The organism is Rhodococcus sp. FH8, assembly GCF_019266085.1.
In the GTDB taxonomy this organism is placed as follows: Bacteria; Actinomycetota; Actinomycetes; order Mycobacteriales; family Mycobacteriaceae; genus Rhodococcus_F; species Rhodococcus_F qingshengii.
Genome location: NZ_LPNQ01000057.1, coordinates 1,653,096 through 1,679,074 on the forward strand (window position 1 = coordinate 1,653,096; position 25,979 = coordinate 1,679,074).

At 62.8% G+C, this 25,979-nt stretch carries 23 protein-coding genes and 1 pseudogene; 13 read left to right on the plus strand and 11 right to left on the minus strand.

The window, feature by feature from the left end; all coding sequences use genetic code 11:
- Nucleotides 1-8: 8 nt before the first annotated feature.
- The 3 genes from ATN38_RS10670 to ATN38_RS10680 are packed head-to-tail and all read left to right on the plus strand — an operon-like array spanning nucleotide 9 to nucleotide 4,190.
- Nucleotides 9-1,670, plus strand: coding sequence for a class I adenylate-forming enzyme family protein (locus tag ATN38_RS10670; protein ID WP_218747955.1), 1,662 nt, complete (start codon nucleotides 9-11; stop codon nucleotides 1,668-1,670).
- Nucleotides 1,667-3,412 carry an amidohydrolase family protein gene (locus ATN38_RS10675; RefSeq protein WP_218747957.1) on the plus strand — a complete coding sequence of 582 codons (1,746 nt, stop codon included), beginning with the start codon at nucleotides 1,667-1,669 and terminating at the stop codon, nucleotides 3,410-3,412. Before ATN38_RS10670 ends, ATN38_RS10675 begins: the two co-directional genes overlap by 4 nt.
- Nucleotides 3,402-4,190, plus strand: a complete 789-nt coding sequence (locus ATN38_RS10680) for an SDR family NAD(P)-dependent oxidoreductase (RefSeq protein WP_003942873.1) — start codon at nucleotides 3,402-3,404, stop codon at nucleotides 4,188-4,190. Before ATN38_RS10675 ends, ATN38_RS10680 begins: the two co-directional genes overlap by 11 nt.
- Before the next feature lies 1 nt (nucleotide 4,191).
- Here ATN38_RS10680 and ATN38_RS10685 read toward each other — a convergent pair whose 3' ends face one another.
- The 3 genes from ATN38_RS10685 to ATN38_RS10695 all read right to left on the minus strand — a co-directional run bounded on the left by ATN38_RS10685 (nucleotide 4,192) and on the right by ATN38_RS10695 (nucleotide 6,534).
- Nucleotides 4,192-4,671 carry a carboxymuconolactone decarboxylase family protein gene (locus tag ATN38_RS10685; RefSeq protein ID WP_003943220.1) on the minus strand — a complete coding sequence of 160 codons (480 nt, stop codon included), beginning with the start codon at nucleotides 4,669-4,671 and terminating at the stop codon, nucleotides 4,192-4,194.
- A complete protein-coding gene (locus ATN38_RS10690) occupies nucleotides 4,668-5,792 on the minus strand; it encodes a dihydrodipicolinate reductase (protein ID WP_218747959.1) in 1,125 nt (374 codons plus the stop codon). The genes ATN38_RS10685 and ATN38_RS10690 overlap by 4 nt, the downstream gene beginning before the upstream one ends.
- A 61-nt stretch (nucleotides 5,793-5,853) precedes the next feature.
- Nucleotides 5,854-6,534, minus strand: a complete 681-nt coding sequence (locus tag ATN38_RS10695) for an NUDIX hydrolase (protein ID WP_003943269.1) — start codon at nucleotides 6,532-6,534, stop codon at nucleotides 5,854-5,856.
- 78 nt (nucleotides 6,535-6,612) lie between these two features.
- On the opposite strand from ATN38_RS10695, the pseudogene ATN38_RS32690 reads away from it, so the two are divergent.
- From ATN38_RS32690 to ATN38_RS10725, 7 genes and pseudogenes are all read left to right on the plus strand, one after another.
- Nucleotides 6,613-7,455 (plus strand): annotated as a pseudogene (locus ATN38_RS32690) (ADP-ribosylglycohydrolase family protein); the annotation flags it as partial.
- 585 nt (nucleotides 7,456-8,040) lie between these two features.
- Complete coding sequence (locus ATN38_RS32695; protein WP_042922970.1) at nucleotides 8,041-8,550, plus strand: O-acetyl-ADP-ribose deacetylase; 510 nt, start codon at nucleotides 8,041-8,043, stop codon at nucleotides 8,548-8,550.
- Between the two features lie 269 nt (nucleotides 8,551-8,819).
- Nucleotides 8,820-9,962 (plus strand): Ig-like domain-containing protein, encoded by a 1,143-nt coding sequence (locus tag ATN38_RS10705; RefSeq protein WP_030536192.1) that lies wholly within the window; start codon nucleotides 8,820-8,822, stop codon nucleotides 9,960-9,962.
- A 29-nt stretch (nucleotides 9,963-9,991) separates the two neighbouring features.
- Complete coding sequence (locus tag ATN38_RS10710) at nucleotides 9,992-11,737, plus strand: Ig-like domain-containing protein (RefSeq protein WP_207624044.1); 1,746 nt, start codon at nucleotides 9,992-9,994, stop codon at nucleotides 11,735-11,737.
- Nucleotides 11,738-11,841: 104 nt separating this feature from the next.
- Complete coding sequence (locus ATN38_RS10715) at nucleotides 11,842-13,965, plus strand: phosphocholine-specific phospholipase C (protein WP_218747963.1); 2,124 nt, start codon at nucleotides 11,842-11,844, stop codon at nucleotides 13,963-13,965.
- Nucleotides 13,966-14,045: 80 nt separating this feature from the next.
- Entirely contained in the window at nucleotides 14,046-15,515 is a 1,470-nt protein-coding gene (locus ATN38_RS10720; protein WP_058038483.1) for a cellulase family glycosylhydrolase, read from the plus strand.
- A gap of 83 nt (nucleotides 15,516-15,598) precedes the next feature.
- Nucleotides 15,599-16,660: an alpha/beta hydrolase gene (locus tag ATN38_RS10725; RefSeq protein WP_082845714.1), complete on the plus strand. Its 1,062-nt coding sequence runs from the start codon at nucleotides 15,599-15,601 to the stop codon at nucleotides 16,658-16,660.
- An 8-nt stretch (nucleotides 16,661-16,668) separates the two neighbouring features.
- On the opposite strand, the gene ATN38_RS10730 is transcribed toward ATN38_RS10725, so the two are convergent.
- Entirely contained in the window at nucleotides 16,669-16,995 is a 327-nt protein-coding gene (locus ATN38_RS10730) for a helix-turn-helix domain-containing protein (RefSeq protein ID WP_019745900.1), read from the minus strand.
- Between the two features lie 56 nt (nucleotides 16,996-17,051).
- Between ATN38_RS10730 and ATN38_RS10735 the strand changes: the two genes are divergently transcribed.
- A complete protein-coding gene (locus tag ATN38_RS10735) occupies nucleotides 17,052-17,936 on the plus strand; it encodes an SDR family oxidoreductase (RefSeq protein WP_218747965.1) in 885 nt (294 codons plus the stop codon).
- 61 nt (nucleotides 17,937-17,997) lie between these two features.
- Here ATN38_RS10735 and ATN38_RS32700 read toward each other — a convergent pair whose 3' ends face one another.
- A complete protein-coding gene (locus tag ATN38_RS32700; RefSeq protein WP_003943237.1) occupies nucleotides 17,998-18,126 on the minus strand; it encodes a hypothetical protein in 129 nt (42 codons plus the stop codon).
- A 179-nt stretch (nucleotides 18,127-18,305) separates the two neighbouring features.
- Entirely contained in the window at nucleotides 18,306-18,878 is a 573-nt protein-coding gene (locus ATN38_RS10740) for a TetR/AcrR family transcriptional regulator (protein ID WP_050654987.1), read from the minus strand.
- Between the two features lie 53 nt (nucleotides 18,879-18,931).
- Here ATN38_RS10740 and ATN38_RS10745 point away from each other — a divergent pair, with 53 nt between their 5' ends.
- The gene (locus ATN38_RS10745; RefSeq protein WP_007730272.1) at nucleotides 18,932-19,369 is read left to right on the plus strand and encodes a DUF2867 domain-containing protein; all 438 of its coding nucleotides are present in this window, start codon (nucleotides 18,932-18,934) and stop codon (nucleotides 19,367-19,369) included.
- Here ATN38_RS10745 and ATN38_RS10750 read toward each other — a convergent pair whose 3' ends face one another.
- Genes ATN38_RS10750 through ATN38_RS10760 form a run of 3 tightly spaced genes read right to left on the minus strand, consistent with a single transcriptional unit; the run spans nucleotide 19,370 to nucleotide 23,268 of the window.
- The gene (locus ATN38_RS10750; RefSeq protein WP_218747967.1) at nucleotides 19,370-20,995 is read right to left on the minus strand and encodes a sodium:proton antiporter; all 1,626 of its coding nucleotides are present in this window, start codon (nucleotides 20,993-20,995) and stop codon (nucleotides 19,370-19,372) included.
- 39 nt (nucleotides 20,996-21,034) lie between these two features.
- Nucleotides 21,035-21,700, minus strand: a complete 666-nt coding sequence (locus ATN38_RS10755; RefSeq protein WP_003943143.1) for a YoaK family protein — start codon at nucleotides 21,698-21,700, stop codon at nucleotides 21,035-21,037.
- A 14-nt stretch (nucleotides 21,701-21,714) separates the two neighbouring features.
- Nucleotides 21,715-23,268 (minus strand): MBL fold metallo-hydrolase, encoded by a 1,554-nt coding sequence (locus ATN38_RS10760; RefSeq protein ID WP_003942885.1) that lies wholly within the window; start codon nucleotides 23,266-23,268, stop codon nucleotides 21,715-21,717.
- Between the two features lie 244 nt (nucleotides 23,269-23,512).
- Here ATN38_RS10760 and ATN38_RS10765 point away from each other — a divergent pair, with 244 nt between their 5' ends.
- On the plus strand, nucleotides 23,513-24,490 hold the full coding sequence (locus ATN38_RS10765) for an ABC transporter substrate-binding protein (RefSeq protein ID WP_003942949.1): 978 nt from the start codon (nucleotides 23,513-23,515) through the stop codon (nucleotides 24,488-24,490).
- 32 nt (nucleotides 24,491-24,522) lie between these two features.
- Here ATN38_RS10765 and ATN38_RS10770 read toward each other — a convergent pair whose 3' ends face one another.
- Together ATN38_RS10770 and ATN38_RS10775 are read right to left on the minus strand one after the other, a co-directional pair.
- Nucleotides 24,523-24,981: a hypothetical protein gene (locus ATN38_RS10770; protein ID WP_218747969.1), complete on the minus strand. Its 459-nt coding sequence runs from the start codon at nucleotides 24,979-24,981 to the stop codon at nucleotides 24,523-24,525.
- 97 nt (nucleotides 24,982-25,078) lie between these two features.
- The gene (locus ATN38_RS10775; RefSeq protein WP_003942926.1) at nucleotides 25,079-25,957 is read right to left on the minus strand and encodes an alpha/beta fold hydrolase; all 879 of its coding nucleotides are present in this window, start codon (nucleotides 25,955-25,957) and stop codon (nucleotides 25,079-25,081) included.
- Nucleotides 25,958-25,979: the final 22 nt, after the last annotated feature.

Below are 25,979 nucleotides of genomic sequence, written 5' to 3' on the forward strand. Positions count from 1 at the left end.
CACTTCACGTGACTACTTCCGCTGATACACAAGCATTCATCGCGTCCGTCATGGCCGGGCTGACCGGCCCCGGTGGTCCTTTCGAGATGCAAGTCGAGGATGTACTGGGCAGTTCGATGCCCGTCATGAAGAACCGTGACAAGGCACTCGGCGACGTGCTCGCTGCATCCTTCGACTACGGATCACGCGACTATCTGGTGACCAAGGACCGACGCTTCAGCTACCTCGAGCACGGCGAGGCCGTAGCAGCATTGGCGACGGCGCTGCGCGAGCGGTACGGCGTCCGCAAGGGTGATCGGGTCGGCATACTTGCTGCCAATACGCCGGAATGGGTGATGACCTTCTGGGCGGCTCAGTCCCTCGGTGCCATCGCCGTCGGATTCAACTCGTGGTGGGTGGCCCGCGAGGTGGCGTACGGCATCGATCACACCACCCCCACAGTGGTGATCGCCGACGCCAAACGCGCGCAGATTCTTTCCGAACTGAACACCGATGTTCCCGTGCTCACGATGGAAGAAGATCTACCTACCTTGATGGAGAAGTATTCGGGTTCTGCACTGCCCCGCACGTCCGTCAACGAGGACGATCCGGCCGTCATCCTGTACACGAGCGGAACCAGCGGCCGCCCCAAGGGGGCTGTTCACAGTCACCGAAACGTGTTGGCCGTCATCGACTACCACCGCTACAGCGATCGCCTCGCTGCGGCGTTCACCGGCAAACCCAGCGACGGCCGACCGAGTGACTTGCGGTATCTGCTGACCGCGCCGCTGTTTCACATTGCAAGCCTGCATAACCTGGCGATCCCACGACTCGCGACGGGCGGAGCGGTGGTCATCCATCAGGGCGCCTTCGACGTCGACGAAGTCCTTTCCCTCGTCGAACGCGAGAAGGTCACAAACTGGGCGGTCGTACCCACCATGGCAACCCGTCTCCTCGAGTACGGCAGTCTCGAGAAGTACGACCTGACCTCACTGAGGGCTTTTGCACTCGCGTCTGCACCGTCATCTCCGGCCTTGCAGGACCGCCTGCGCGCACGCCTGCCTTTTGCGCAGCACACCTTGGTCGACAGCTACGGGCTCACCGAATCCTCCACCGGCATTTCAGTTGCCACACCACCGGAACTTGCCGCGTTCCCCGGAACTCTCGGTCGGCCGATCATCGGGGTGAGCGTGGAGGTGCGCGACCCCTTCGGTGTTGCAGTCCCCGACGGCGAGGAAGGTGAGATCTGTGCGCGCAGCGCCTATGTGATGTTGGGGTACTGGAACGACGAGACCGCGACTGCAGCCGCTATCGGTCCTGATCGATGGCTCCGAACCGGCGACTTCGGAGTGTTCGAGGACGGCCGGCTCCGCCTGACGGGTCGCCGATCCGATCTGATCCTGCGCGGCGGCGAGAACGTCTACCCTCTCGAAATCGAGCAGACCATCGACGAGCATCCCGCCGTACTCGAATGCGCTGTGATCGGCATTGATTCGGCAGACCTCGGCCAAGAAGTTGCAGCCGTCGTCGTTTTGCGGAGTGAGGGAGCCGCCGACGAAGAAGAACTACGCGACTACGTCGCCGAACGACTGGCTTACTTCAAGGTGCCGGTGAAGTGGAAACTGAGCACAACTCCTCTGCCCCGCAATGCAACCGGAAAAACGTTACGTGCAAAGGTGGTTCTCTCATGACCTACGACGCCGTGATCAACAACGGTCTGTGGTTCGACGGCACCGGGGCCAAACCAGCTGTCCGCAATCTGGGTATCCGCGATGGGTTGGTTACTGCCATCTCCCTCGATCCACTCGACGAAACCGACTGTCCCCGTGTAATCGACGCGAGGCGCAAGTGGTTGATCCCGGGCATCGTGGACATCCACACTCACTACGACGTCGAGATCCTCGAAGGCCCGGCACTGAGCGAATCTCTCAGACACGGGGTCACGTCGATCTTTGTCGGATCGTGTTCCCTGTCCACCATTCACGCCAGCCCCTCCGACGCGGGTGATCTCTTCGGCAGAGTAGAGGCAATTCCGCGTAAGCACGTCGTCGACGCACTCAACCGTGCCAAGACCTGGAACTCTGCGAGCGAGTATGTTGCTGCACTAGAGGCGCTTCCGCTAGGTCCCAACATTGCAGCCTTCATCGGACACTCCGATATGCGGGCCGCCGAGATGGGACTGGATCGTGCTACCAGGAAGGACGTCCATCCCACAGACGCCGAACTCGCGTCGATGGAAGCACAGTTGACCGAAGCTCTCGACGCAGGATTCGTCGGGATGTCCAGTCAGCAATTGTTGTTCGACAAACTCGACGGCGAGACCTGCCGCTCACGCACGCTGCCGTCGACGTATGCAACCACGAAAGAACGACGCCGACTCAATGCGATCCTGCGCCGTCGGGGACGGGTATTTCAGGCCGGACCTGACCTCTCCAACCCGATGAGTACCGGAGCGATGGCGTTCTCCAGCGCGGGTATCTGGCGTAAGCGACTCAAGACGAGCATGCTTTCGGCGGCCGACATCAAGTCCAACAAGTTGGCCGTGGTGATACTCGGCCCACTGGCACACTTGGTCAATCGACTCGGCGGCGACCTGCGCTGGCAGCACCTGCCAGTTCCCTTCGAGGTATATGCCGACGGCATCGACCTGGTTGTCTTCGAGGAGTTCGGATCTGGCGCTGCAGCACTGCATCTGACCGACGAGATGGAACGCAACGTCCTCATGCAGAGCGAGGATTACCGTCGACAATTCCGCAAGGACTACGACCAGAAGTTCGGTGTCAAAGTTTGGCATCGCGATTTCTTCGACGCCGAGATCGTGTCCTGCCCCGACGAATCCCTGGTCGGCAAGAGCTTCGGGCAGGTCGGCGTCGAACGTGGCGGCCTCCACCCTGTCGATGCATTCCTGGATCTGGTCCTCGAACACGGCACGAAAGTGCGTTGGCGCACAACCATCTCGAACCACCGGCCGGAGGTTCTGGACAAGTTCGCCCAGGACAATGGCGTCCAACTCGGGTTCTCCGACGCCGGAGCGCATTTGCGCAACATGGCGTTCTACAACTTCGGCTTACGCCTACTACGACGTGTCTACGATGCCCAAAAGGTCGGCCGTCCGTTCATGACCGTCGAGGCAGCGGTGCATCGTCTCACCGGTGAACTCGCCGAGTGGTACGACGTCGATGCCGGGCACCTTCGATTAGGTGATCGCGCCGACCTGGTTGTGATCGATCCCGCTCATCTCGACGATTCGCTCGACACTTATGCGGAAAGCCCGGTTGTGGAGTACGACAACCTCTCCCGCATGGTCAATCGCAACGACCAGACCGTCACCGCAGTGTTCGTCGGCGGCGAGTACGTCTTCGGCGACGGAGAAGCAGCACCCGTTCTCGGCAACCGCCGAACCGGAAAGTTCTTGAAAGCAGGTGCCCATTAACACGTCCAGATTTGCCGGGAAAACAGCAGTCGTCACTGGAGCAGCATCAGGTATCGGTGCAGCCATCGCACTAAGGCTTATCGACGAAGGCGCACAGGTAGCTGGAATCGACATCGCTGCAGAGGGTTTGAAAGAGATAGCCTCCCAGCAGGGCGGGGCTTTCCTCGCCGTTCCCACTGACGTCACCAAGGAATCCGATGTTGCCGAGGCCCTTGCCGCGGCGGCGGCGGAATTCGGCGGTATCGATCTGGCTTTCAACGTTGCCGGTGCGTCGAGGGTGGGGCAGATCGTCGACCTCGACGAGGCCGACTGGGACTTCACCATCGACCTGGTGCAGAAGGGCGTCTTCCTCTGCACCAAACATGAAGCGCGGCATATCCGAGAGCACGGTCGCGGTGGTGCGATAGTCAACGTGTCCTCATTGAACGCGCACGTGCCGAGCCCCTACGGGAGCGCATACGCGACAGGCAAAGCCGGAGTCGAGATGTTCAGCAAGAATGCCGCGATCGAACTGGCTGCGTCGGGGATCCGGGTCAATGCCGTTCTACCCGGCCTGGTCGACACGCCACTGGTCGCGCCGGTCATGAACTACGAACCCGCCCGCGACATGTTTCTCAGCCGAATCCCCATGTCCCGAGCGGCAACTCCCGACGAGATCGCGGGCCCCTGCCTCTATCTCGCCAGCGAAGACGCCTCGTACATCACCGGAACCAGTCTGGTCGTCGACGGCGGCTGGGAGGTCTCGAACTACCCGGATCTGACGACGCTGGGCAACTAGTTCAGTTGCCGGGCAACACACATTGAGTATCGAGGCCGAGGACGTGGTTGAGCCTGCCGAAGGCCAACCACGATCCGAGGCACATGCTCAACTCGACGATTTCTCGCTGGGAGTAGTGAGCTGTCATACGTTCCCAGAACTCGTCGTCGAGCCCGTGGTGGTCGAGGGCGTATCTCTCGGCGTATTCGGCAGCGAGGCGCGTCCTGTCGTCGAAGGCATCGGTGGTGCGCCAGTCGGTGACAGACTGATCGAAAGTCGACTCCACAGTCTCGCCGTCACGCTCGGTGCGCCAGTCCTGACAGAAGATGCACCCGTTGATCTGAGCGATCCGAAGCCTGGCCGCCTCGAACTCGCGGAGTCCGAGAGTGCCGTCCGTGTAGACCTTTTGGGAGAACCCGGCGGCCGCGGGTCCGATGCCGGGGACCATCTCTCCCCACACGTAGCCGATCGGATTCTTGCCTTCGGGTATGTCGATATTCATGTGAGTACCTCCGAGTTTCGGGCACCGAGCTTGCCGACGCCGGGTGTGAGCGGAACGTCCAGCGCGTCGTAAAGACCGGGTTCAGCCTGACGTAGCCAGGGAATTGCGTTGACGAGACGTCCTACGGCCGTGGCATTTCCACCGGCCGCGCGATTTCCACCTTCATCGGTGGCTTCGACGTTGATCTCGATTCGTGGTCGTCCTTCGACGATCACCTTGTGCGCGCCGTCGCCGCCGTCGGGCGGGAGCGGCCAGTCGCGGGCACAGGACGGATGAATACGCGTGACGTGTTCGATCACGATCAGGGGTTCCCCGCCGACGATTCCCTGAACCTCGAATCGCAGTGCGCCTTGGGTGCCGGCCGCGAACTCCCCCATATGTTCGGTCGACACGGTTTCCTCGAGCGGGCGGCGCAGCAAGGTCTCGCGGATCTCGTCGAGTTCCACCCCGAGTGCCCGCGCGATGAGCCGAATCTGCCCGCCCCAGACCATGGTGGGTACGGTCGGCGCGACCATGGGAGGTTCGTAGTCCATCGGCTGACCCATCCCGATCAGGTAGCGGACAGAATCCGGCTGTTCGTAGGTCGTGTAGTCGAAGATTTCCTGACACCGGATCTGGTCGATTGTCCCCCCGAGCCCGCTGACGAGAATCGGCAGGATGTCGTTGCCCCAGCCTGGGTCGATACCGGAGACGAACAGAGCGCCGCCGCCCGCCTTGGCAGCAGCTTCGACGGGATCACGAAGTTCGGGAGGCGCAGATTTCGGGTCGTACAGCGCATATACCGACGGCGTGACCACCACAGCTCCGGCGGCCAGTGCCCGCGTGATGTCGGCAACCGCGTCGTCGGGCCGAATGTCGCCGGACGCCGCGTAGACCACCGCGCCGGGAGACGCTGCGAGCACGGCATCGGCGTCGTCGGTAGCCGCGACGCCCAGGTGCACTCCCAGATCGGCGAGGTCACCGGCGTCTCGCCCGACCTTCTCGGGGTTCGCAACGATGACGCCGACAAGTTCGAGGGCCGGATTGGCTGTCACAGCGCGAATCGATGCACGCCCGACGTTGCCGGTACCCCACACGACAGTCGGAATCTTGGACTCGGCTTCATTCGAAACTGCACCCATCAATCGGACATTACCCAGCTCAGCGAGTCAGGTCAGCAGAACTGCAAGAATTCGTTTCACTTCATCCGGTCAAAAATGCCATTGCCTGCGCAGTCAGTGCGCCGTCACCCCGCCTCCGGTACGTCTCGGCGGGTCGGCCGTTACCTGGTCTGCTCATCTCGCCGGTACTTTCGAGCGCGTCGAACACCTGCCGGCGGAAGCTGTCCTTCTGGAACGGACGATCGAAGATCACCTCGTAGAGTCCCCGAAGTTCGGCGACGGTGAACGTCCCGCCCGACAATCCGTCCGGATCCACGTACGACGCATACCTCGTGCGTAGGTCCGTGACCGCGAGTCGCACCATGTCGGCGTGATCGAATGCGAGTCCGCTCACTGCCTCGTCGTCGTACACATCGACGAGAAGCGCCGAATCGGGCAGTGCCGATTCCGGTAGGCAAGCCGTGTGTGCGACCGACAAAACCCATCCACGGTCGTCGCGGTCCGGTCGGTCGAAGATCGCCAACTGGTGGAAGCTCGTCTGGGCCAACTCTGCCTTGACCGACAGAGCACGATCGGCTGCGGCCGTGAGCAATTCGCGTTCGTGCAGAAATGTTCCCGGTAGCGCCAGTGCACCGAGACGGTGCCGAACCACCAGAACTTTCAGAGATCCACCGCTGTACGTCAGCACCGCGACGTCCACTGCCACAGACGGACGCGGATAGTCCGTCAATCCCTTGCCGCTCGTGTCTGTCCATTTATTCACCCTTGCATGTTATCTCAAACATGATCTATGGTTAGCGCAAAGTTGATCAAACGATCATCGCGAACCGAAGAGGTGGCTATGAAACTCACCGCACAGCAGTCCGATCGAGCGGCCGGCGTTCTGCTCGGCACCGCAGCAGGAGACGCACTCGGCGCCGGCTACGAATTCACCTACCCGAAGGCCGAGGTCACGATCGACATGATCGGTGGCGGCCCGTTCGACTGGGCGCCGGGAGAGTGGACCGACGACACCTCGATGGCAGTTGCGATCGCCGAGGTGGCCGCTACCGGAATCGACATCGGAAGCGCTGACGGTCTCGATGCCATTGCAGCACAGTTCATCCGGTGGTACGACTCGAAGCCCGCGGACATCGGCAACCAGACGCGAGCAGTGTTGTCCGTCCGCTCCGAAAGCGCAGCGGCGATGGCGGATCGTGCGCGGGCGATCAGCGGCCGCAAGGCCGGCAACGGCTCGCTCATGCGGACTGCTCCCGTCGCCCTCTCCTACTTGGACGATGCAGAAGGTGCCAGGTCGGCAGCGCACCGGATCAGTTCACTCACGCACGACGACCCGCGTGCCGGACAGGCGTGCGAGTTGTGGACCCATGCCATCCACCATGCCGTTGTCGCCGGCAACTTCGACGGTGTTCGCGGCTTCCTCTCCGTTGCCGATCAGGACGTCGCCGAATACTGGGGCCCGCTGCTCGATCAGGCCGAAACCGGGAACCCGCAGGACTTCTCCAAGAACGGTTGGGTGGTGCATGCACTTCAAACTGCTTGGTGGGCAATCACTTCCACGGACAATGGCGATGCTCGCCACCTCCAGTACGCATTGGAAGCAGCAGTAAGAGCCGGCGGGGACACCGACACGACGGCGGCCATCGCGGGTGGCCTCCTCGGCGCCCGCTGGGGAGCGTCGGCGGTTCCCGCCCGTTGGCGCCGAATCATGCATGGCTGGCCGGGATACCGTTCCTCCGATCTGATTCGCCTGGCAATAAAGACCGCTCGCGGCGGTACCGACGACAAGAACGGATGGCCGTCGACGGCAGAACTCGACTACTCGAGGTTTCGCGGAACCCACCACCTGACGACGCACCCGCACGACGACGGCGTCATGCTCGGCGGCGTCGATGCGGTGTCCACTGCAGACTACGACGCCGTGGTCAGCCTGTGCCGCACAGGAACACGACAGGTCGCCCCTGATCACGTCGAGTTCTGGTTGGTCGACGACGGTCACGATTCCAACGCCAACCTCGAGTTCGTTCTCGACGACGCAGCGCGCACCGTCCAGGCGTTGCGGGCCGAGGGAAAGCGCGTACTCCTCCATTGCGTTCAGGCGCACAGTCGCACGCCGTCGGTTGCAGCGCGATACTCGATGTTGATCGGACGTGACCCCTACGACGTACGCTCGGCTATGCCGTGGGCTCGCCCGAAGCGTGAACTCTGGAACACGGCAGTCGGAAACGCGTCCGTCGGACACACAGCCGTCGGATACACAGGAGGATCCATGCCCGCTATTACAGTCGTCGAAGGTGACATCACGACGCTGACCGTCGACGCCATCGTCAATGCGGCCAACTCCAGGCTCCTCGGCGGCGGCGGTGTCGACGGCGCGATCCACCGTGCCGGGGGACCGGAGATCCTGAAGGCTTGCGAGGTATTGCGCAACACCAGCCTTCCCGACGGCCTGCCGGTGGGTGCGGCCGTAGCCACCACCGCCGGAAAGCTGCACGCCAAGGCCGTGATTCACACCGTCGGCCCGAGGTATTCGCGCTCCGAGGACCGTTCCGGTCTGCTTCGGTCGGCGTACACCCGCAGCCTCGCCGTGGCCGACTCGATCGGCGCCCGTACCGTCGCCTTTCCGTTGATCTCGGCAGGGGTCTACGGCTGGCCGAAGGAAGATGCCGTCCGACAGGCCGTTTCAGCGATTCGCGCGGCGAAGACCGAGGTCGAGACGGTCACACTGGTCGCATTCAACAAGGAGACGGCAGACCTGATGCGCCGCGCGATCGCCTGACCGTTTACCGGGCCCACTTCACGCTACGTTAAAGCACTGCAGAGCGGTCGGAGAAGTGGAGAAATTTCACCGGTTGGACGTTTGTCCAACAATTTGTCCGAATCGCATATTCTGCGGCTCGCTCTGTGTTCTACTCCTCTCCAGGGTTTGAGCTGGTGGTGAGCAAACGACGAGACGCATTCGATTCTCTGTCAGCTCGAGGCCGGTTACCGGACCCGGCTTCAAGCCGAGAGCTCGATCTTGTCGAGCGCTACTCAAGGAGAATGTGAATGGTGTCGACGTTGATGCGCCGAGGAGTGGGGGTGGCCGCGTCGTTGACCGGATGCGTTGCCCTCGTGATCGGCGGAGCCGGAGTCTCGTCCGCCGCTGATGTGGACCTTCCGTTCACGGCATCGTGCCACGGGTGGCAGTTCCCCGGACCGATCACGCACAACGAGACGCGTGATTCCGGCGTCACGATCAGTGCGCCGGCCGTGGTCCCGCCGAACTCCACCTTCACATACCGCCTCGCGCCCAAGCCGATGACGGTCCCCAAGGACGGTTACGACCTCAGGTCCGTCGTGAACTGGACGCGTCTCAAGTTCGATTTCGACATCCCTGCAGGCACCTCCTACGTGGGGGCGCAGATCGTGGCCGGCACCAGCTCGAATCTGGGTGGGGTCGCCCCGACGATCACGCGGGTGAACGATGCCGGTTCACCCGATCCGAATGGGACGCATCTTCGTATCTCCGGCAACAACATCACGGCGGGCAACGGACCCAACACCGACGACAACGGCGGCGGCGGAATCGAGGTCGGTGGAGGAAAGACGTTCCAGCTCCCGGCAGTCGACGTCACCGTCACGTCAGGGGCTGTCGGCACCCAGATCAAGCCCATGCTGCGCGTGTCCGACTCCAACTCGGGTTCCTACGACAGTGCCGCCAACTACCTGACCTTCCTGCAGCAGGAGACCCTGCTCGGCGGCGTCAAATACTGGCTGACCACCAATTGCTCACCACGCGACAATCGTTCGGCCGGATTGAACGCCGGCGGCCGGCCGCTCGCCGTGATCAACGTCGACTCCAGCCTCGCTCAGACACAGACGCGAATCGACGCACCCGGTAAGGCCGTCGTCGGTGACTCCGTGGAACTGACGGCAACGGTCACTCCGTGGCCGTCGGGAGGAACAGTGCAGTTCCGTGACGGAGGGGTCGACCTCGGCGCTCCGGTGGCCGTCGTCAACGGCGTCGCGAAGGCCAACCGCACGATGACAACAGCGGGCGACCACAACATCACGGCGTACTACACGGGATCGGCCGGTTTCATGGAGTCGATGTCGGGCGCCGTGACGATCAACGTCGTCGAACCGTCCGAGCCCGAGCCTGGCACCGGTAGCCTCGGCAGCCTTGGTACCCCCGGATTCGGGTCGTGAAAACTGTGAACAGAAACCAGGATTCGACGATGAACTCGAAACTCCTACGCGGCTCTGCGATTGCAACCGTCTCGGTACTGGCCGGCGGCTTGTTCTCCATCGTCGGCGGCGGGATCGCCTCTGCTGCCCCCGAGACCAAGAGCGTGGCCTTCACAACTGCATGCCATGTGCGCGAGATGGACGGTGTGGCAAGCCCGATCACGTTCAACGAGACACTCGGCTCGGGAGTCACCATCACCGCGCCGACCACCGCGGCACCAGGTGAGACCGTCACCTACCGCGTGCAGCCGAACGAGATGAAGACAAACAGCGGCGGCCATGCCAGCCGTGGAGTCGTGCATTGGGCCCGGATCAAGTACGACTTCGACATCCCGTCCGGCGTCGAATTCGTGAGTTCCCAGCTTGTGGCGGACAGTGCGTACGGCCTCGGATCCGACAGTGCCACTCCGACAGTCACACGGATCGACGACGGCGGTAATCCATCGGCATCCGGTACGCACCTGCGTATCTCCGGATCGAATCGAACCACCGGAAACGGTCCGTCCTCCGCAGTTCGATCGAGTGACGGCATCATCGTCGGTGCCAACACCAAGTTCCGACTCCCCGCAGTCGACGTCACGGTCAAAGCCGGTGCGGCCGGTACCGAGATCAAGCCTTCGCTGAGGGTTTCCGATCCCGGTTCCGCCAACTACGACGACGACCGAAATGCGCTCACATTCGTCCAGCGCGAAAAGGATGTCTTCACAGTCAACTACTGGGAGCGCTACAACTGCTCCCCGCGGGACAACAGGAACTCCGGCCTCAACGCCGGTGGGCAGGCCCTGACCACCATCTACGTCAGCCAACCGACAACCACCACAATCCAGATGCCCGGCTCGATCCAAGCCAGCACACCGACCGAGCTTGTCGCAAAGGTGGATCCGGCTCCGGTCAACGGAAACGTGCAGTTCAGGGTGGACGGCGCCGACGTCGGTACACCGGTCACTCCGGGCGCCGACGGCACTGCCCGGCTACCGCATACCTTCTTCACCGCCGGAACCGCGCGGGTCTCCGCAACGTTCCAGGGAGTCAACGGATTCCAGAGTTCCAACTCGACCGAGGCAATGGTCACGGTGACTGCCGCACCTGTCGTCAAGCAGACCGACACTGCCGTGAACGTTCCTACCGATGCGAAGACGGGCATATCGGTGTCGCTGAGGGCGCAGGTCACGCCGACACCCGCCGGTGGCACTCTCCAGTTCAAGGACGGCGCTGCAGATATCGGCGCTCCGATCCCGGTGGGCGCTGACGGCAAAGCCACTCTGGAACATGCCTTCACCTCGGCTGGATCTCATGCCGTCTCGGCCTACTACTCCGGCGCAACAGGATTCATGCCGTCGATGGCATCCGCTCAAACGGTCACCGTGTCTGATCCCGCACCGTCCGATGTCACCACCTCGACCTCACTGGCAGCTCCCGCGACGACCAAGCAGAATGTCGCGGCAGAACTGTCCGCGACGGTCACCCCCAACCCCGGCGGGGGCTCGGTTCAGTTCTACGACGGCGACCAACCCATCGGACAGCCCGTTGTCGTCGGAGTCGATGGAGTGGCGCGACTGACGCACACTTTCGCATCGACGGGCGATCATCGGATCAAGGCGTCATACGCCGGGCGAAGTGGATTCACACAGTCCGCGTCGGACGAATCCGTCGTCAAGGTTTCTGCTGCGCCTGACGACGGCGGGAACGGCGGTTCGGGCAGCCTCGGTTCACTGGGCGGTCTCTTCGGTTCCTGATCGAATTCTTCTCGACGCTGTTGCCGCTGCACCGATTCGGAGCAGCGGCAGCAGCCTGTTGCGGCCGTGGTCATAGAACTGATTGATTTATCGATGGAGCACAAGTGTCCAGGAATTCTCTTTCTCGACGGTCGTTTCTCGCCGCCGGGGTCGGTGCAACTGCAGTCGCCGCTACTTCCCTTCTCCCGCCGTCGCTTCAGCGTGTACTGGCGACACCCGTCAACTCCGGCGGGCTCGATTCGATCGAGCATGTTGTCCTCGTCATGCAGGAGAACCGATCTTTCGATCACTACTACGGCGCACTGAGGGGTGTTCGCGGATTCGGGGATCCGAATGCGCTGCGTCTGCGCGGCGGCCACAGCGTCTTCGAACAACCCGGTCCTACCGGTCCTGTGCTCCCCTTCCCCATCCGCGATTCCGCTGCGGCACAACGCATGGACACCCAGAACGTGACCGGACTCGACCACAGCTGGGCGGGCGGACATGCCGCACTCGCCGACGGCTGGCACGACGGTTGGATCGCGGCAAAAACCAGTACGACAATGGCGTACTACGACCGGCAAGACATCCCGTTCCATTACGAACTGGCGGACGCGTTCACGATCTGCGACGCCTACCACTGCTCCGTACCGACATCGACGAGCCCCAACCGGAACTATTGGGTCTCTGGATACACCGGATACGAGCCACTTTCGCCTAATCCGACCGAGTCGGTCCTGCCTTCGGATCCACCCGGTCCCGGGGGACGAGCTGTAACCAATGCGGCCTACAACCCCTGGCACGCCGGCTACGGATGGACGACGGTTCCCGAGCGGTTGCAGTCCGCCGGCATTTCCTGGAAGACCTACCAGGAGTGGGACAACTTCGGAGACAACAACCTCGAATACTTCACTGCCTTCAAGAAAGTGGCGGCAGGGCTGCTTGGTCGGCCAAGCCTGCTCCCCTACGAAATCCAGACCTTGGCCGGGTTCTATCTCGCCCTGCCGTCGATGCCGGCGCCGGTCCAGGACGCAGCGGTACTGGCCCTCGAGAATGCTGCAGACCAACTGTCGCCTGCTGATCGCCAACTCTACGATCGCGCGCTGTACCGATCCCGGCCCGGCACACTGGCCGCCGAGTTCAGGAAGGACGTCGAGTCGGGCCGACTGCCGCAAGTCAGTTATCTCGTTCCGTCCGAGGTGGATTCGGAGCATCCATCGGGTTCGTCACCTGCGGCGAGCGCAACACTGCTCTATCAAGTACTCGACGTCATCGCGTCCGATCCGGATCTGTGGGCGAAGACGGCCGTGATCGTCAACTTCGACGAGAACGACGGGTACTTCGACCATGTACCGCCACCTCGACCACCGCGCTCGGTCGAAGCCGAATGGGTCGGTAATCAGCCGCTCGGTCTCGGCCCGCGGGTGCCGATGACGATCATCTCGCCGTGGACTGTTGGCGGTTTCGTTTGTTCACAAGTGTTCGACCACACGTCCGTCACGCAGTTCCTGGAGACGCGGTTCGGAATCACGCAACCGGAAATCGACCCGTGGCGACGCACGGTGAGTGGCGACCTGACGTCGGCGTTCGACTTCGCCAACCCGCGTAGTCGACCGACTTTGGCGCGCCCGCAACCCACTCCGCCGCTGGAACCGCGGTGGACACCGACCCCGCCCACCGAACAGAGAATGCCTCTGCAGGAAAGCGGCACTAGACCAGCACGGGCACTTCCCTATCAACCCGACGCCTACACGACGGTGAACCCGGAAACCGGCTCGTTGGCGGTCCATCTGGTCAATACCGGCGCCGCATCAACGCACCTGGCCATGTACCCGTACGCAGGTGAGTTCGACGAGCCACGGCATTACGACGTCGTCGGTGAGGTCGACGACACCGTTGCGCTCAGTGATCGCGTCTACAGCCTGACCCTGTTGGGTCCCAACGGTTTCAGGCGCGAGTTCGGCGGAGCTACAGACAGTGCGGCAGCTTCGCTCGAGGTCTCGACAACTGTCGACGCAGGGACGCGCACGCTTGTACTGACGGCGACCAATTCCGGAAGTCGTGCACTGACGGTCAATGTGGACGGAAACCGGCGCAAACTCGCTGCCGGTGCACACTCTCAGTGGACGGTGCGTTCGGTGGACGGCTGGTATCAGGCCGCCGTGACGGTCGACGAAGATCCTGAATTCAAGCGCGTGCTCGTCGGACACATCGAAAACGGGCGGACCAGCGTAAGCCAACCGACGTGAATCGACACCGAGCGTTCAAGCCCAGGGCCGAATCCCCATTCGGACAAGTCAATCCATCCACACACCCAGAAGGAGTTTCCGTGCGTCGTATCCCGCTCTCCGCACTGATAGTCGCGGGCTCACTGATACTGGGCGGCGGAATTGCCGCGGCTCAGGGCAGCCTGCCCACGTCGGGGAGCGCCGATGGCACGTCGGTGCCACCGTCGTACCTGACCGACGACGCCGGGCGCTCCTTGATCCTGCGAGGGTTCAACACGGCGTCGAGCGCAAAGAGCGCACCCGACGGCATGCCGAAGTTCACCGAAGCCGATCTCGAGCGCGAACATGCCGACATGGGAACAAATTTCGTGCGTTTCCTGATCTCCTGGCGTTCGGTGGAGCCAGAGCCGGGACAGTACGACCAGGAATATCTGGACCGCGTCGAGGACCGAGTCAGCTGGTACGCCGAGCGCGGCTACAAGGTCATGCTCGACATGCATCAGGACGTCTACTCCGGCGCGATCACACCAGAGGGCAACAGTGGCAACGGCGCCGGCAACATCGGCAACGGCGCGCCGGCCTGGGCGACCTACATGGACGGCCTTCCGGTCAGCCCTCAAGACCGGTGGGAGCTGTACTACGTCCAACCCGGTGTGATGCGTGCATTCGACAACTTCTGGAACACCACCGGCCAACATCCCGAACTGGTCGAGCACTACGCGAACGCCTGGCAGGCGGTGGCCGAACGTTTTGCAGGCAATGACACCGTCGTGGCATACGACCTGATGAACGAGCCGTGGGGCGGTTCCCTCCAAGGCCCCGCCTTCGAAGGTGGGCCCCTCGCTGCCTTGTATCAGCGAACCACCAACGCCATCAGGGAAGTTGATCAGGACAGCTGGGTGTGTGTGGCCCCGCAGGCCGTCGGCGTCAACCAAGGTGTCCCCAGCGGGCTCACGAAGATCAACGACCCACGAGCCGGCGAACAGCGAATCGCCTACTGCCCACACCTGTACCCGCTGCCCCTCGACCTCGGTGACGGATACTCCGGCCTCTCACGCACACTCACCGACGCGACCATCGACACCTGGCGCGACAGCGTCGAACACATCGCAGGCAACGTACTCGGCGGCGTTCCGATCATTCTCGGCGAATTCGGGCTCGACACAACACTGCCCGGCGCAACCGACTACATCGACCGCGTCTACACGACCGCCCGAGAACTCGGCGCGGGTGTCTCCTACTGGTCCAGTGATCCAGGTCCTTGGGGCCCGTACCTGCCGGACGGATCGCAGACACTCCTCGTCGACACCCTGAACAAGCCGTATCCGCGTGCCGTCGCGGGCACACCCACCGAATGGTCCTCGACCGTTGACCGCCTTCAGCTGACGTTCACCCCGAACCCCGCAGTGACGGCACCGACCGAGATCTACCTACCCGAAAGCGGCTTTCCCGGCGGCGTCGACGTCGCGGGCGCCGACATCGTGAACTGGAACCCCCAAAGCCGTCTTCTCACAGTGGAAACCGCGGACGACGCGGGCCCCGTCACAGTCACGGTGACGCCGGCAAGCTGATCGCGAGCGTCGAGATTCCTGGATATTTGTCCAGTTCTTTCGTAACGTACAAGCGACGGGTGATCAGCCGACGGAAGGCGAGTATGTCCACGGAGAAGATGTCTGTCCAAGATCGTGTTGCGCGGGTGGTGCTCGATGTCGTCGGCGCCTTACCGACCGGCGCGCAGCGCATTCTCGGTGGCAAGCCGAAGGAGATCGACGGGCAGACTCTGCACCCCGAGATCCAGCTTGCGCTGAGATTGCTCTCAGCGGTCGAAGGTACGAGCTTCGAGCATCTTCCGGTCGAAGAGGGACGGGCTCAGATCGACGCCGAATCGCGACTGTTCGGCGGTACGCCCATCGACATCGAGACGGTACGTGACCTCGAGATCCCGGCCGGGGATCACGCGATTCCGGCTCGGCTGTATCGCCCAGCCGGAGTCTCAACGCCCGCTCCACTTTTGGTGTACTTCCACGGCGGCGGGTTCGTCCTCGGCAGCCTCGAGAGCGGCGACAGTGTGTGCCGCTTCCTGGCCCGCCACGGCGAGGTCAGTGTGTTGTCGGTGGACTACCGGTTAGCGCCGGAGTTCCCGTTCCCCGCCGGGGTCGATGACGCCGTCGCCGCATTCCGGTACTGCGTCGAGCATGCCACAGATCTGGGTGCAGATCCGAAATCCATTGCGGTAGGCGGAGACAGCGCGGGCGGGAACCTGGCTGCCGTCGTCGCGCAGTCCACGACCGAAGACGACGTCAAACCAGTATTCCAACTGCTCTTCTTCCCCTGGGTGGACCTTTCGTCGAAGCGCCCTTCGCACAAGATGTTCGGCACCGACTTCTTTCTCACCGACGCCCAACTCGACTGGTATGCAGCCCATTACCTGTCGGGCGGCGCTTCGGCTCTCGACCCGCGAGTCTCACCGCTGCTCACTCCGGACCTGGCCGGCCTACCGCCCGCGTACGTTGCCGTCGCCGGTTTCGACCCACTACGCGACGAGGGTGAGGAATACGCGAACCGGCTGCGAGAGGCCGGAGTCCCGGTTGCACTCAGGCGTCACAATGGATTGATCCATGCCTTCGTCAACACCACCGGTGTCGGCCATACCGGTCAAGATGCGATGTTCGAGGCCTGCGGCGCTCTGCGGGTTGGACTTTCGGGCCCGCACTGAGGGCAGGGTCACGAAACGGGGAGTGCCAGATCCGCCCACTCGACCATCGCTTCGAGCACGGAGCGCAGTTCCATCCCCGTCGCGGTGAGTTCGTACTCCACTCGCGGCGGCACCTCGGCGTAGGCAGTCCGGGTCACCAGATCGAACTCCTCGAATCGCTTGAGTCTGGCGGAAAGTGTCCTGGGACTGATGCCGGGCAATGCGCGTCGTAGTTCCGTGAAGCGCATCGGGCCGTGCGTGAGCTCACGAACGATCAGCGTTGCCCACGGTCCGTCCAGAACCAGCAGAAAGCGCGCGACGCCGCACTCCGGAAGCACGTGACCTGATTCACTCATCGATTCCCCATTAGTTCACTTGAAGTAACTGGTTCCCAATCTGAACTATAGGCGTCATGACTTACACAGTGCATGGCGCCACCGGCGCACAGGGTTCTCCCGTTCTCGCGGGATTGGTCGCGGCTCTCGCCGGATCGACAGGTGCCGAAGTCCGAGCAATCACCCGCAACCCCGACCAGACGTTCGAGGGTGCGAACACCGTTGTCGCGGACAATGCGTCAGTCGACTCTCTCGCCGACGCTTATCGCGGGGTAGACGGGGTGTTCTTCCACCTGCCACTCGCCGGTGACACCGAGACGCTAGCTGGTTACGCCCACAACGTTCTGGCAGCAGCAAGAGTGACAGGTCCTTCGCGGTTCGTGATCTCTACCAGCGGCACGGTGACCCGCGACGCTACTTCGCCGCTTGCCGGTCCCAACACACCCGTTCTCTCCGAGCTCGTCGACGGACTCCGCGCCGAAGGTATCGCGGTGACCGTCCTGACCCCGCGTTTGTTCCTCGAGAATCTTCTTCTGCCCACCATGCTGTCGGGGGTGAAAGACGAAGGGGTCCTGCGTTACCCACTACGTGCCGATCTCGCGGTCGCATGGAGTTCACATCTCGACGTCGCTGATGCAGCCGTTGCGGCCCTGACTCTCGACGTAGCACCGGACGCGGTCGACATCGGACAGATTCCGGCGATCACCGGCATCGAACTGGCCGAGGCATTCGCCGAACACTTCTCGCGCGCGGTAACTTTCGAAGCCGTGACGCCCGACGCCTTCGGTGCGTCGATTGCGCCGATCATCGGAGCGGGCGCAGCAGTCGGGGTTTCCCAGCTCTACACGGGACTCGAATCTGCCGACAGCGTCGCGTTCGACTCCGCGACGGGTTCTGCCGTTGCCTTGGGCATCGTCGCCCGCAGCACCCGGGCCTGGCTGGTAGATCTCGGAGTGAACTGACCGGAACAACGCAAACGGCCGGCTCCGCGAAGTATCGCGTGGAGCCGGCCGATTTCCGGGGTTACCGGTGCGTGCGGGTCTTCAACTGGCGGTTCAGCTGCCGACTCCCGAAGTCCAGACCGGCACCGTCACTGGTGGCCAGCACGGTGAGTCCAGCGGCGACCAGCAACGAAATAAGCACAACGCTCATGGTGAGTCACCTTTCTTCCTGTCGTGAAACGGTTTTGCGCCTCCGGGAAATGTCGACATATCCGGCACCCCACTTCAGCTGACCTCAAAGTATCTGTAACTATGGGTTACGCGCAATGTGTGGTCCCTCACCTGAAAGCGCAGGGTGATGCGCAGATCACGCTGCGTTCGACGGCGGACTTACCTGGCCAGAACCATGTTCACGAACTCGTCGGCGAGCGCCTGAGCGTCCGCACCGCTGCCAGGAACCACATCGGGCGCACTGTGTACTAATTGCATCTGCCCCAGGTACATCGAATAGGCAAGTACGCCACGATGTTCCGCTTTCTGCCTGTCCATCCCCAGATCGACCAACAACGTCACGATGTAGGTAACTCGACGCTCGGTGACACGTCGAACCGCCGCCGAAACCAAAGGATGGCCGATCCCGGCAAGCAGTTCCAACTCCGCACGGCGACCGGCCAATCCGGTCGTGACCGAATCCACCAGACGACGCAACCTCACCTCCGCCGGTTCACCAGAGGACTCGACGGAGGAGATCAGTCTCTCGGTTGCCAAAACTTCCCACCGGCCGAGCGCAGCTTGCAGCAATTCGTCGCGGTTGGCGAAGTGCCAATAAAAGGAACCCTTGGTCGATCCGAGCGTGCGCGCCACCTTTTCCACTGCAACTGCATCAGGCCCATGGCTTGTCAGAGCCTGGAAAGCTGCATCGATCCACTGGTCGCGAGAGAGTCGGGCGCGGGCATTCGTCACCTCCGTACGGTACCGTATGGGTAAGTTCCATACGGCATCGTACGGAGGACGAAATGACACTCGCTTTCAAGGCAATGCCTGCACCGGACTGGGCAGAAGCCACCACGATCACCATCCCGTCTGTTCCGACCCATACATCCGAGGAGTGGGCGCAGGCAGTCTTCGACGTCAGGAATGTCCCCGCACCCGTCCTCGCGATGTTCTGGCTCAGGGAGCGGATAGTCGGACTGCTCGGCATCGCCAAGGGACGCCCCGACACCTTTGCCGTCGACAAGATCGCCGACGGCGAGGCCCTCATCGAAGCGGACGAGAAACACCTACGATTCGTCGCCTCGGTTCAGGCCGACAACGACGCCGGCCTCCTGCACGTCGTCACCGCCGTGGAGCTGAAGAACCGCGCGGGCCGAATCTACTTCGCACCCGTTCAGGTACTGCACGGCGTGATCACGCGGGCAATGATGACGTCCGCTCGAAAGAGACTGTGCACGTGATCAACCGTCCGGACCGCCCTTGAGTTCGAGGCTGATCTGATCGGCATCCAGCGCGGCAAGTGCCGATCCGAGCATCCGTGCGTCGAACACGCCATCGTCACGTGCGTCGAGCAGTGCCTGACGCTGCGCGTCGATCACGTCGAGGCGGATCCTCTTCTTCGACCGACCCTCTGGCGGAACGACACTCGCAGCAGCATCTTCGAGGAGGTCGAGCAACCTGCGATGCTCGTCTAGTTCGGATTCGGTGAGGTCCTGCGCTGCCGGACCGGTCGCCACTACGACGCGCTTCAACGTTCCTCCCTGAAGGATCAACGAGCCTGCTGCCACCAGGAACGCAACCAAGATCAGGAGCGATCGACTCGGGGTGTCTTCCGGCAGAGTCTGCGCTGCAGCCAGAGTGACCGCCCCGCGCATGCCGGCCCAGATGACGATCGTGCCTTCACGCCATCCCAACGGCGCAGCAAGGTAGTAGTCGATATCGGCAACCGTCCGCCGAACCCGAACCTTGAACCTTTCCATCTGATTCGCCGAAGGTGCCCGGCGCCTGCTGCGTCGTTCGTCTGGCGGGTAATCCTCGGGATTGTCGAGGCGATTCGCGATGTCGGAGAGTCTGGGTTTCATGCGTTCACGAAAATTCGCCCGCGCTTGGAGCGCTCGCAGGAGCGGGGCCACGTACAGAGCCCGCACCAAGATCGTGAGGAACAGTGCACCCGCCGCCACGAAGACCGCCGTGGATATGCCCTCGTGGTCGACCCGGACATCGTCGACTATCGACGAGAGTTCGAGGCCCATCACCAGGAAGATCGCACCTTCGAGGACCAATTCGACTGTGCGCCAGTTCTGGGAGTCGGACAACCGGTGTCGCGGTGACAGCTTCCGAGGAGCGTCGTAGCCGGTGACGAGCCCGGCCACGACTGCAGCAACCAACCCTGACGCACCCAACTCTTCGGCGGGGATCGCCGCCAGAAACGGCACCGTGAACGAGATGACCGTGTTGACCGTCGAATCGGTGACACGGGCGCGAACCATCAGGTTGACCTTGCCGACGACAACTCCGATGACCGCGGCCACGACGACGGCAAAAGCGAACTTGCCCAACACACTCCACAGCGACACCGATGCGGCGGCCCCGGCGATGGCAGTACGCAACAGAACCAGAGCGGTGGCGTCGTTGAGCAGGCTTTCGCCTTCGATGATCGACACCACCCGCGGCGAGACCGGGAGTTTCTTGACGATGGACGTCGCGACGGCATCCGTCGGGCTCACGATCGCACCGAGTGCAATGCCCCACCAGATACCGAGTCCTGGTATCACCCAGGAGAAGAACACACCGAGAACAAGCGCACTCACGACCACGAGCAGAACGGAAAGCCCACCGATGGCGCCGAACTCACGCCGAAACTCCATCGACGGCATCGAGACCGAGGCGGAGTACAGCAGTGGCGGAAGCACGCCTGCCAGAATCCATTCCGGGTCGATGTCCACTGCTGGGACAAATGGTAAGAGGCTGACAACGATCCCGGCCATCACCAGAATCAACGGTGCTGCGACTCCGATCCGCGCTCCGAGCGTCGAGGCCGCGACGATTCCGAGCAGTCCGAGCACCACGATGATCAGAGCATCCACTGCTTCCCCCTGTACCCCCGGATTTGTGTCTGGCTCTTTCTACACCTTTGCCGGAGACGGGGGCGAGACCTGCCAGGCAACGGCGATCAGAACAACCGTGAACGCCGATGCGGGCCACAGAGCGTGAAGACCGATCCACCGATGAACGAGCGCACCGACCACCGCGCCCGCGATCAACCCCGCGCACATCCCGAAGTGCTGCAGCCACGCCCACTTCGGGCCACCCAGAAAGGCTCCGGTCAGACGCTGGCCCATCTTGACCAGCGCACCGGTCATGTACGTGACACCGATCGTCACCTCGCCGTCGCGCTGGAACACCGAGTTGACGGCTCCCATCGCCAAGGCCATCGCCGAGATCGCGCCGGGGGTGACGTCGAGGCTGCTCATCACCGAACCGATGGACAGCAGCCCGGCTACAACCGCGAGCACCGTGACCTTGCGAGCCCGGACCGAATAGCGCTCCGTGAAGTGGGTGACGACGGTTCCCAGCGCGATTCCTAGGAGGAAGAGCACGATGATTCCGCCGGCAACTCTCGCGGTCGACCACACCCCGTCGGCAAATGCGACGCTCGCCTGCGTCATGTTGCCGCTCATGAACGAAACGAAAGGCCCACCGAGCGTGATGAATCCGAGCGCGTCGACGTAACCGGCCAACCCGGCGAGCGCTGTCGCCAGGCCGATCAGCGACCTGCTGTATCCCGTCACCCGACGAGCTCGGTTCAGCTCAGCTTGCTGGTGCGCAGCTCGTGGCCCTTGGACGTCTTGCAGCGGCCGGTCTCGAGATCCCACTGCCAGCCGTGCAGATCGCAGGTGAGGTTGGTGCCGTCGACAACACCGAACTTCGACAGGTCAGCCTTGAGGTGGGGGCAACGACGCTGAATCTCGTACCCGCCCAACTCGATAGACGCGCTGTCGTCGTGGGCCTCGGCGAACCAGCCGTCGGCGTACGCGATGCGCTCGTCGGTGAGGCACTTGAAGAACGTGTAGAGGAATTCGTTGTACCCACCGATGCGCCACGCCGTGAAGCGTGTCGACAGGAAGATGGTGTTGACCCAGTCGGGCTCGTCGTCGCGCAGAACGGTGCGAACCAGTTCGGGAGCGATGCGGAAGCCGTAGCGGTACTTACCTTCTCCGTCGATGGGCTCACGAACGATCCGCTTCGGGAAGTCGAGGACGACCGTCTCCTCTCCCATCACGAGTCCGACGGGGTAGCCGATTCCGTCGCAGATCAGATCGGACTGAGCCATGATCGGCTCGAACTTGGCCTTGAGACCGTCGAGCAGCGGCTCGCCTTCGGCCGGAGCCCACGTGGCCTTCTGCGCGGCGATGACCGGTGCCATCTTCTGCGCCATCTTCTCGATGTACTCGGCCTTGTTGGAGAAGATCTTGTCGACGTCTGCGTCCGGGATGGGATGCGTCAGCGCGACCTTCTCGCTTCCGCGAAGTTCGACGGCCGAGCCGGGGATCATCAGCAGACCACGATCGTTGCCGTTGATGCGCATCTGCTCGAGGAACGTGATCTGGTCGGGGAAGATGTTTCCCTCGTCGCCGTGATCGTCGTTGAGGTAACGCAGGTCGTCGTCGAGGAAGACCGGCGGGCCGGCCGACGGGACAACCCAGGCAGCGTCGACCTGGGAGATGTAGTTGCGGCAGCGGTCCATGCCACGCTGACGCTTCTGCTTGCCGAAGTTGCGCTTGGTGCCCTTCGGGATGTCGTAGACCATCGGGTACCAGATCGCGCCCGAGTACTGCAGCAGATGGATGTCGACCTTCCCGAAGGCGTCGGTCAGCGGGTCCAGGTCGACGGGCCTGGCGTCGTTCATGTTGAAACAGGTGGTTTCCCCGTCCGAGACGACGAGGCCCGAGTCACCGATCGGACCGTCCGCGGGAGCGCGCAGAGCGATGATCATGATGTCGAGATCGCCCTTGGGACCGCTGACGGTGTGCTTGACGGAGTCTTCCGTCTCGAAGAACTTGTGGAAGCCGAGCTTCTCGAGTTCACGCTTGAGGTCCGGCACCGGGTAATCGGGGAGCAGGACTGTGGCGTCCTTGTTGACGTGCGCGATCAGATTCTTCGGATCGAAGTGGTCCTTGTGCAGGTGCGAGACGTAGAGGTAGTCGCAATTGCCCAGCGCGTCCCAGTCCAACTCTGTGTTGTCGGGGAACGGCACCCAGGACGCAAAATACGTCGGGGTCACCCATGGATCACACAGGATGGATCCGGCCTCGGTCTGGATGTGAAATCCTGCGTGGCCGACGCTGGTGATCTGCATTGCAACCTCCGAAATCGTACTGCTGGTCAACTCAGCATAGTCGGCGCGATCAGGGCCAAATCGCGATCGAGGAGGCGGCCGGTTGTGACGTCATGCACGTCAGAGGTCGAAAGTGGGTTGTGAATCAGACCTGCCGGTGACGCGGACAACACTCTCTGTGCTGGCGTGTTCGCCGTATTTATTGGCGTTCGCGGGAGCTGTTTCAGCATTCCCGAAGACAGCCCCTAAGGCTAACCTAACAAGCATGACTCGACTCCTTTCTCCCTCCACGACCGATCGCGACTACTGGGCGATCGTGGACAACCTGACGCGACGCGGTTTCTTCGGCGTCGGCGCGGGCGTCGCTGCGGCCGCGTTTCTCGCCGCCTGCGGCAGCACGGAAAGTTCGACGCCCGAGAACGCGGAGACCTTCGAGTTCACGCGCGGCGACGAGAAGCTGATCATTCCGACGGACCCGCAGAACGTCGTTGCCCTCGACCCGCGGGACGGCCTCGAATTGTCGATCCTCGCCGGATACCCGGTGACCGCCTACCCGACCGGCGCAGCCGAACATCTACGCCGTGAGGTCCCGGATGCCACGGGTGTCGAGATCTTCGCCGAAGGTGCTTCGGATCCCAACTTCGAATACATCTCGACTCTCGGCGCAGACCTTCTCGTCCTCAGCGCCGGCTGGTGGGACACCGGGTCGTACGGCAACGACCGGATGCAGCAGATCGCACCGGTCCTGCCCGTCGGCAAGGACTTCACCCCGGAGTGGCGGAAGGTCATGTCGGACTTCCTCACCGGCATCGGGCGCAGCGATCGCGCCGAAGAAGTACTCGCCGAGTACGACGCCCATGTAGCTCAGGTCCGCCCGACCGTCGAACCGCTGATGGCCGGCAAGAAGGTTGCCTTCGTCGCCGCCGCGGAGGATCAGATCGCGTGGTTCCAGAACGATTTCCGCACCGCCGTCGCCGAGGACCTGGGATTCGAGGTGCTCCGTGAAGGCCCCGACCTTCGCGTGATGCTCGGATCGGAGCAGTTCAACCGTCTCGAAGAAGCCGACGTCATCTTCGCCTTGGATCGCAGCGCCTCCGGCAGCGTGTACACCTCGCCGACGTGGCAGCGTCTGCCCGCCGCGCAGGCTGGTCGAGTGATTCCCTTCGACTACTACAAGGCCGCGGGATACGCCTTGACCGCCAAGGTTCTCGTCGACGACTTGGCGGCCGGGGTCAAGCGGTAGAACCCGACCTTCGTCAACCCGACGGGCCCCGATCATTCGGCACCGGCGGCTCGTCCTGTCACGCGGTCCCGAAACTCGCGGAACGCTTGGAAACCACCGGTGAGCGCCCGCGCCAGTTCCTCGGCGCTGTCGACCCAGACGACGTCCTCCAACTCGGAAACGTCGTCGGGCTCGTGATTGCGCTGGGGAACGAGAAACGTCGGGTCACCCTGAGGGTTGACGATCAGGAACCCAGCCGCCGCGCAGAGGTCGTAGACGAACGCGCACTCGGCAGGCGACAGCGTCGCGTGGAAGATTCCACCACTGAGTGGATCGCTCTGCTCGAGCGAGTCGAGATGAAGGTCGGAGAAGGCCCCGTCGATCGTCAATGCCCTGTCGTCACGGTCGACGATCTCGCCTCCGTACGGGCTCTCGACCACGCGCAGCCCGTGCTGATCGAGGAAAGCGGCGACCGCCGCCCGATCAACATCGAGTTGCACGTCCTTCGTCACCGCATGAAGTGCAGCGAGAAACCCATCGATCCCCCTCGTCCATTCGCGACGCACGTGATGCGCTCGCCAGTACCTCGACAGCCGAGAAGCGTCAAAACTACCTCTCGAGTAGGGTCCGGATCGCCTCGACCACTTCGGCAGGCGCCTCTTCTGCCATGAAGTGACCTGCGGACAGCGTGCGGTGCTCGAGATCGGGCGCCCACGCTTTCCACAGGGCCTCGGCGTCGTAGCCGAGCATCGAGCCCCAGTCCTGCTGAATGACCGTGACCGGCATGTGCAGTTGGTTGCCCGCCTCCCGATCGGACTGATCGTGTTCGATGTCGATGCCTGCCGACGCCCGGTAATCGGCAACGATCGACGGCACCGCCTCCCGTGAGGCGCGCAGGTATTCCGCCCGCACGTCTACCGGAATCGCTTCGCGGTTCTGCGTCCACACGTCGAGAAAGTACTCGAAGAACGCATCGGCGCTGGCGCTGATCATCTGCTCGGGAAGACCAGGTGGCTGAGCCATGAGATAGAGATGGAACGCCACAGCAGCATTCGATCCATGCAGGATGTCCCACATATCCAGGGTGGGGAGCACGTCCAGCGAGCCGAGTTGCGTGATCACATCCGGATGATCCAGCCCCGCTCTGACGGCAACCAGTGCGCCACGATCGTGGCCGACGAGGGCAAACTTCTCGTGTCCCAATTTCCTGGCCACCTCGACGATGTCGGCAGCCATTGTTCGTTTGGAGTAGGTGTCCGGGTTTTCCTCGACCGGTTTGTCGCTGGCTCCGTATCCGCGTAGATCCGGGCAGATGACGGTGTGATCCGACGCCAAGGCAGTGGCTACGTGACGCCACATGAGGTGAGTCTGAGGGAAGCCGTGCAGAAGGACGAGTGGTGTTCCGCTTCCGCCGACCGCGACGTTGAGTCGTACTCCGTCTGCTGTGGAAATCTGCTGGTAGTCGAAGCCTGGAATGGTGATAGTCATCGATCGCTCTCGTTAGTCGGGG

Coding starts and splice junctions, on each gene's coding strand:
- ATN38_RS10675 (WP_218747957.1), top strand. CDS start 1,667: ATGACCTACGACGCCGTGATCAACAACGGTCTGTGGTTCGACGGCACC.
- ATN38_RS10685 (WP_003943220.1), bottom strand. CDS start 4,671: ATGAATATCGACATACCCGAAGGCAAGAATCCGATCGGCTACGTGTGG.
- ATN38_RS10690 (WP_218747959.1), bottom strand. CDS start 5,792: ATGGGTGCAGTTTCGAATGAAGCCGAGTCCAAGATTCCGACTGTCGTG.
- ATN38_RS32695 (WP_042922970.1), top strand. CDS start 8,041: ATGCCCGCTATTACAGTCGTCGAAGGTGACATCACGACGCTGACCGTC.
- ATN38_RS10705 (WP_030536192.1), top strand. CDS start 8,820: ATGGTGTCGACGTTGATGCGCCGAGGAGTGGGGGTGGCCGCGTCGTTG.
- ATN38_RS10710 (WP_207624044.1), top strand. CDS start 9,992: ATGAACTCGAAACTCCTACGCGGCTCTGCGATTGCAACCGTCTCGGTA.
- ATN38_RS10725 (WP_082845714.1), top strand. CDS start 15,599: ATGTCCACGGAGAAGATGTCTGTCCAAGATCGTGTTGCGCGGGTGGTG.
- ATN38_RS10730 (WP_019745900.1), bottom strand. CDS start 16,995: ATGAGTGAATCAGGTCACGTGCTTCCGGAGTGCGGCGTCGCGCGCTTT.
- ATN38_RS10735 (WP_218747965.1), top strand. CDS start 17,052: ATGACTTACACAGTGCATGGCGCCACCGGCGCACAGGGTTCTCCCGTT.
- ATN38_RS32700 (WP_003943237.1), bottom strand. CDS start 18,126: ATGAGCGTTGTGCTTATTTCGTTGCTGGTCGCCGCTGGACTCACCGTG.
- ATN38_RS10745 (WP_007730272.1), top strand. CDS start 18,932: ATGACACTCGCTTTCAAGGCAATGCCTGCACCGGACTGGGCAGAAGCC.
- ATN38_RS10760 (WP_003942885.1), bottom strand. CDS start 23,268: ATGCAGATCACCAGCGTCGGCCACGCAGGATTTCACATCCAGACCGAG.
- ATN38_RS10765 (WP_003942949.1), top strand. CDS start 23,513: ATGACTCGACTCCTTTCTCCCTCCACGACCGATCGCGACTACTGGGCG.
- ATN38_RS10775 (WP_003942926.1), bottom strand. CDS start 25,957: ATGACTATCACCATTCCAGGCTTCGACTACCAGCAGATTTCCACAGCA.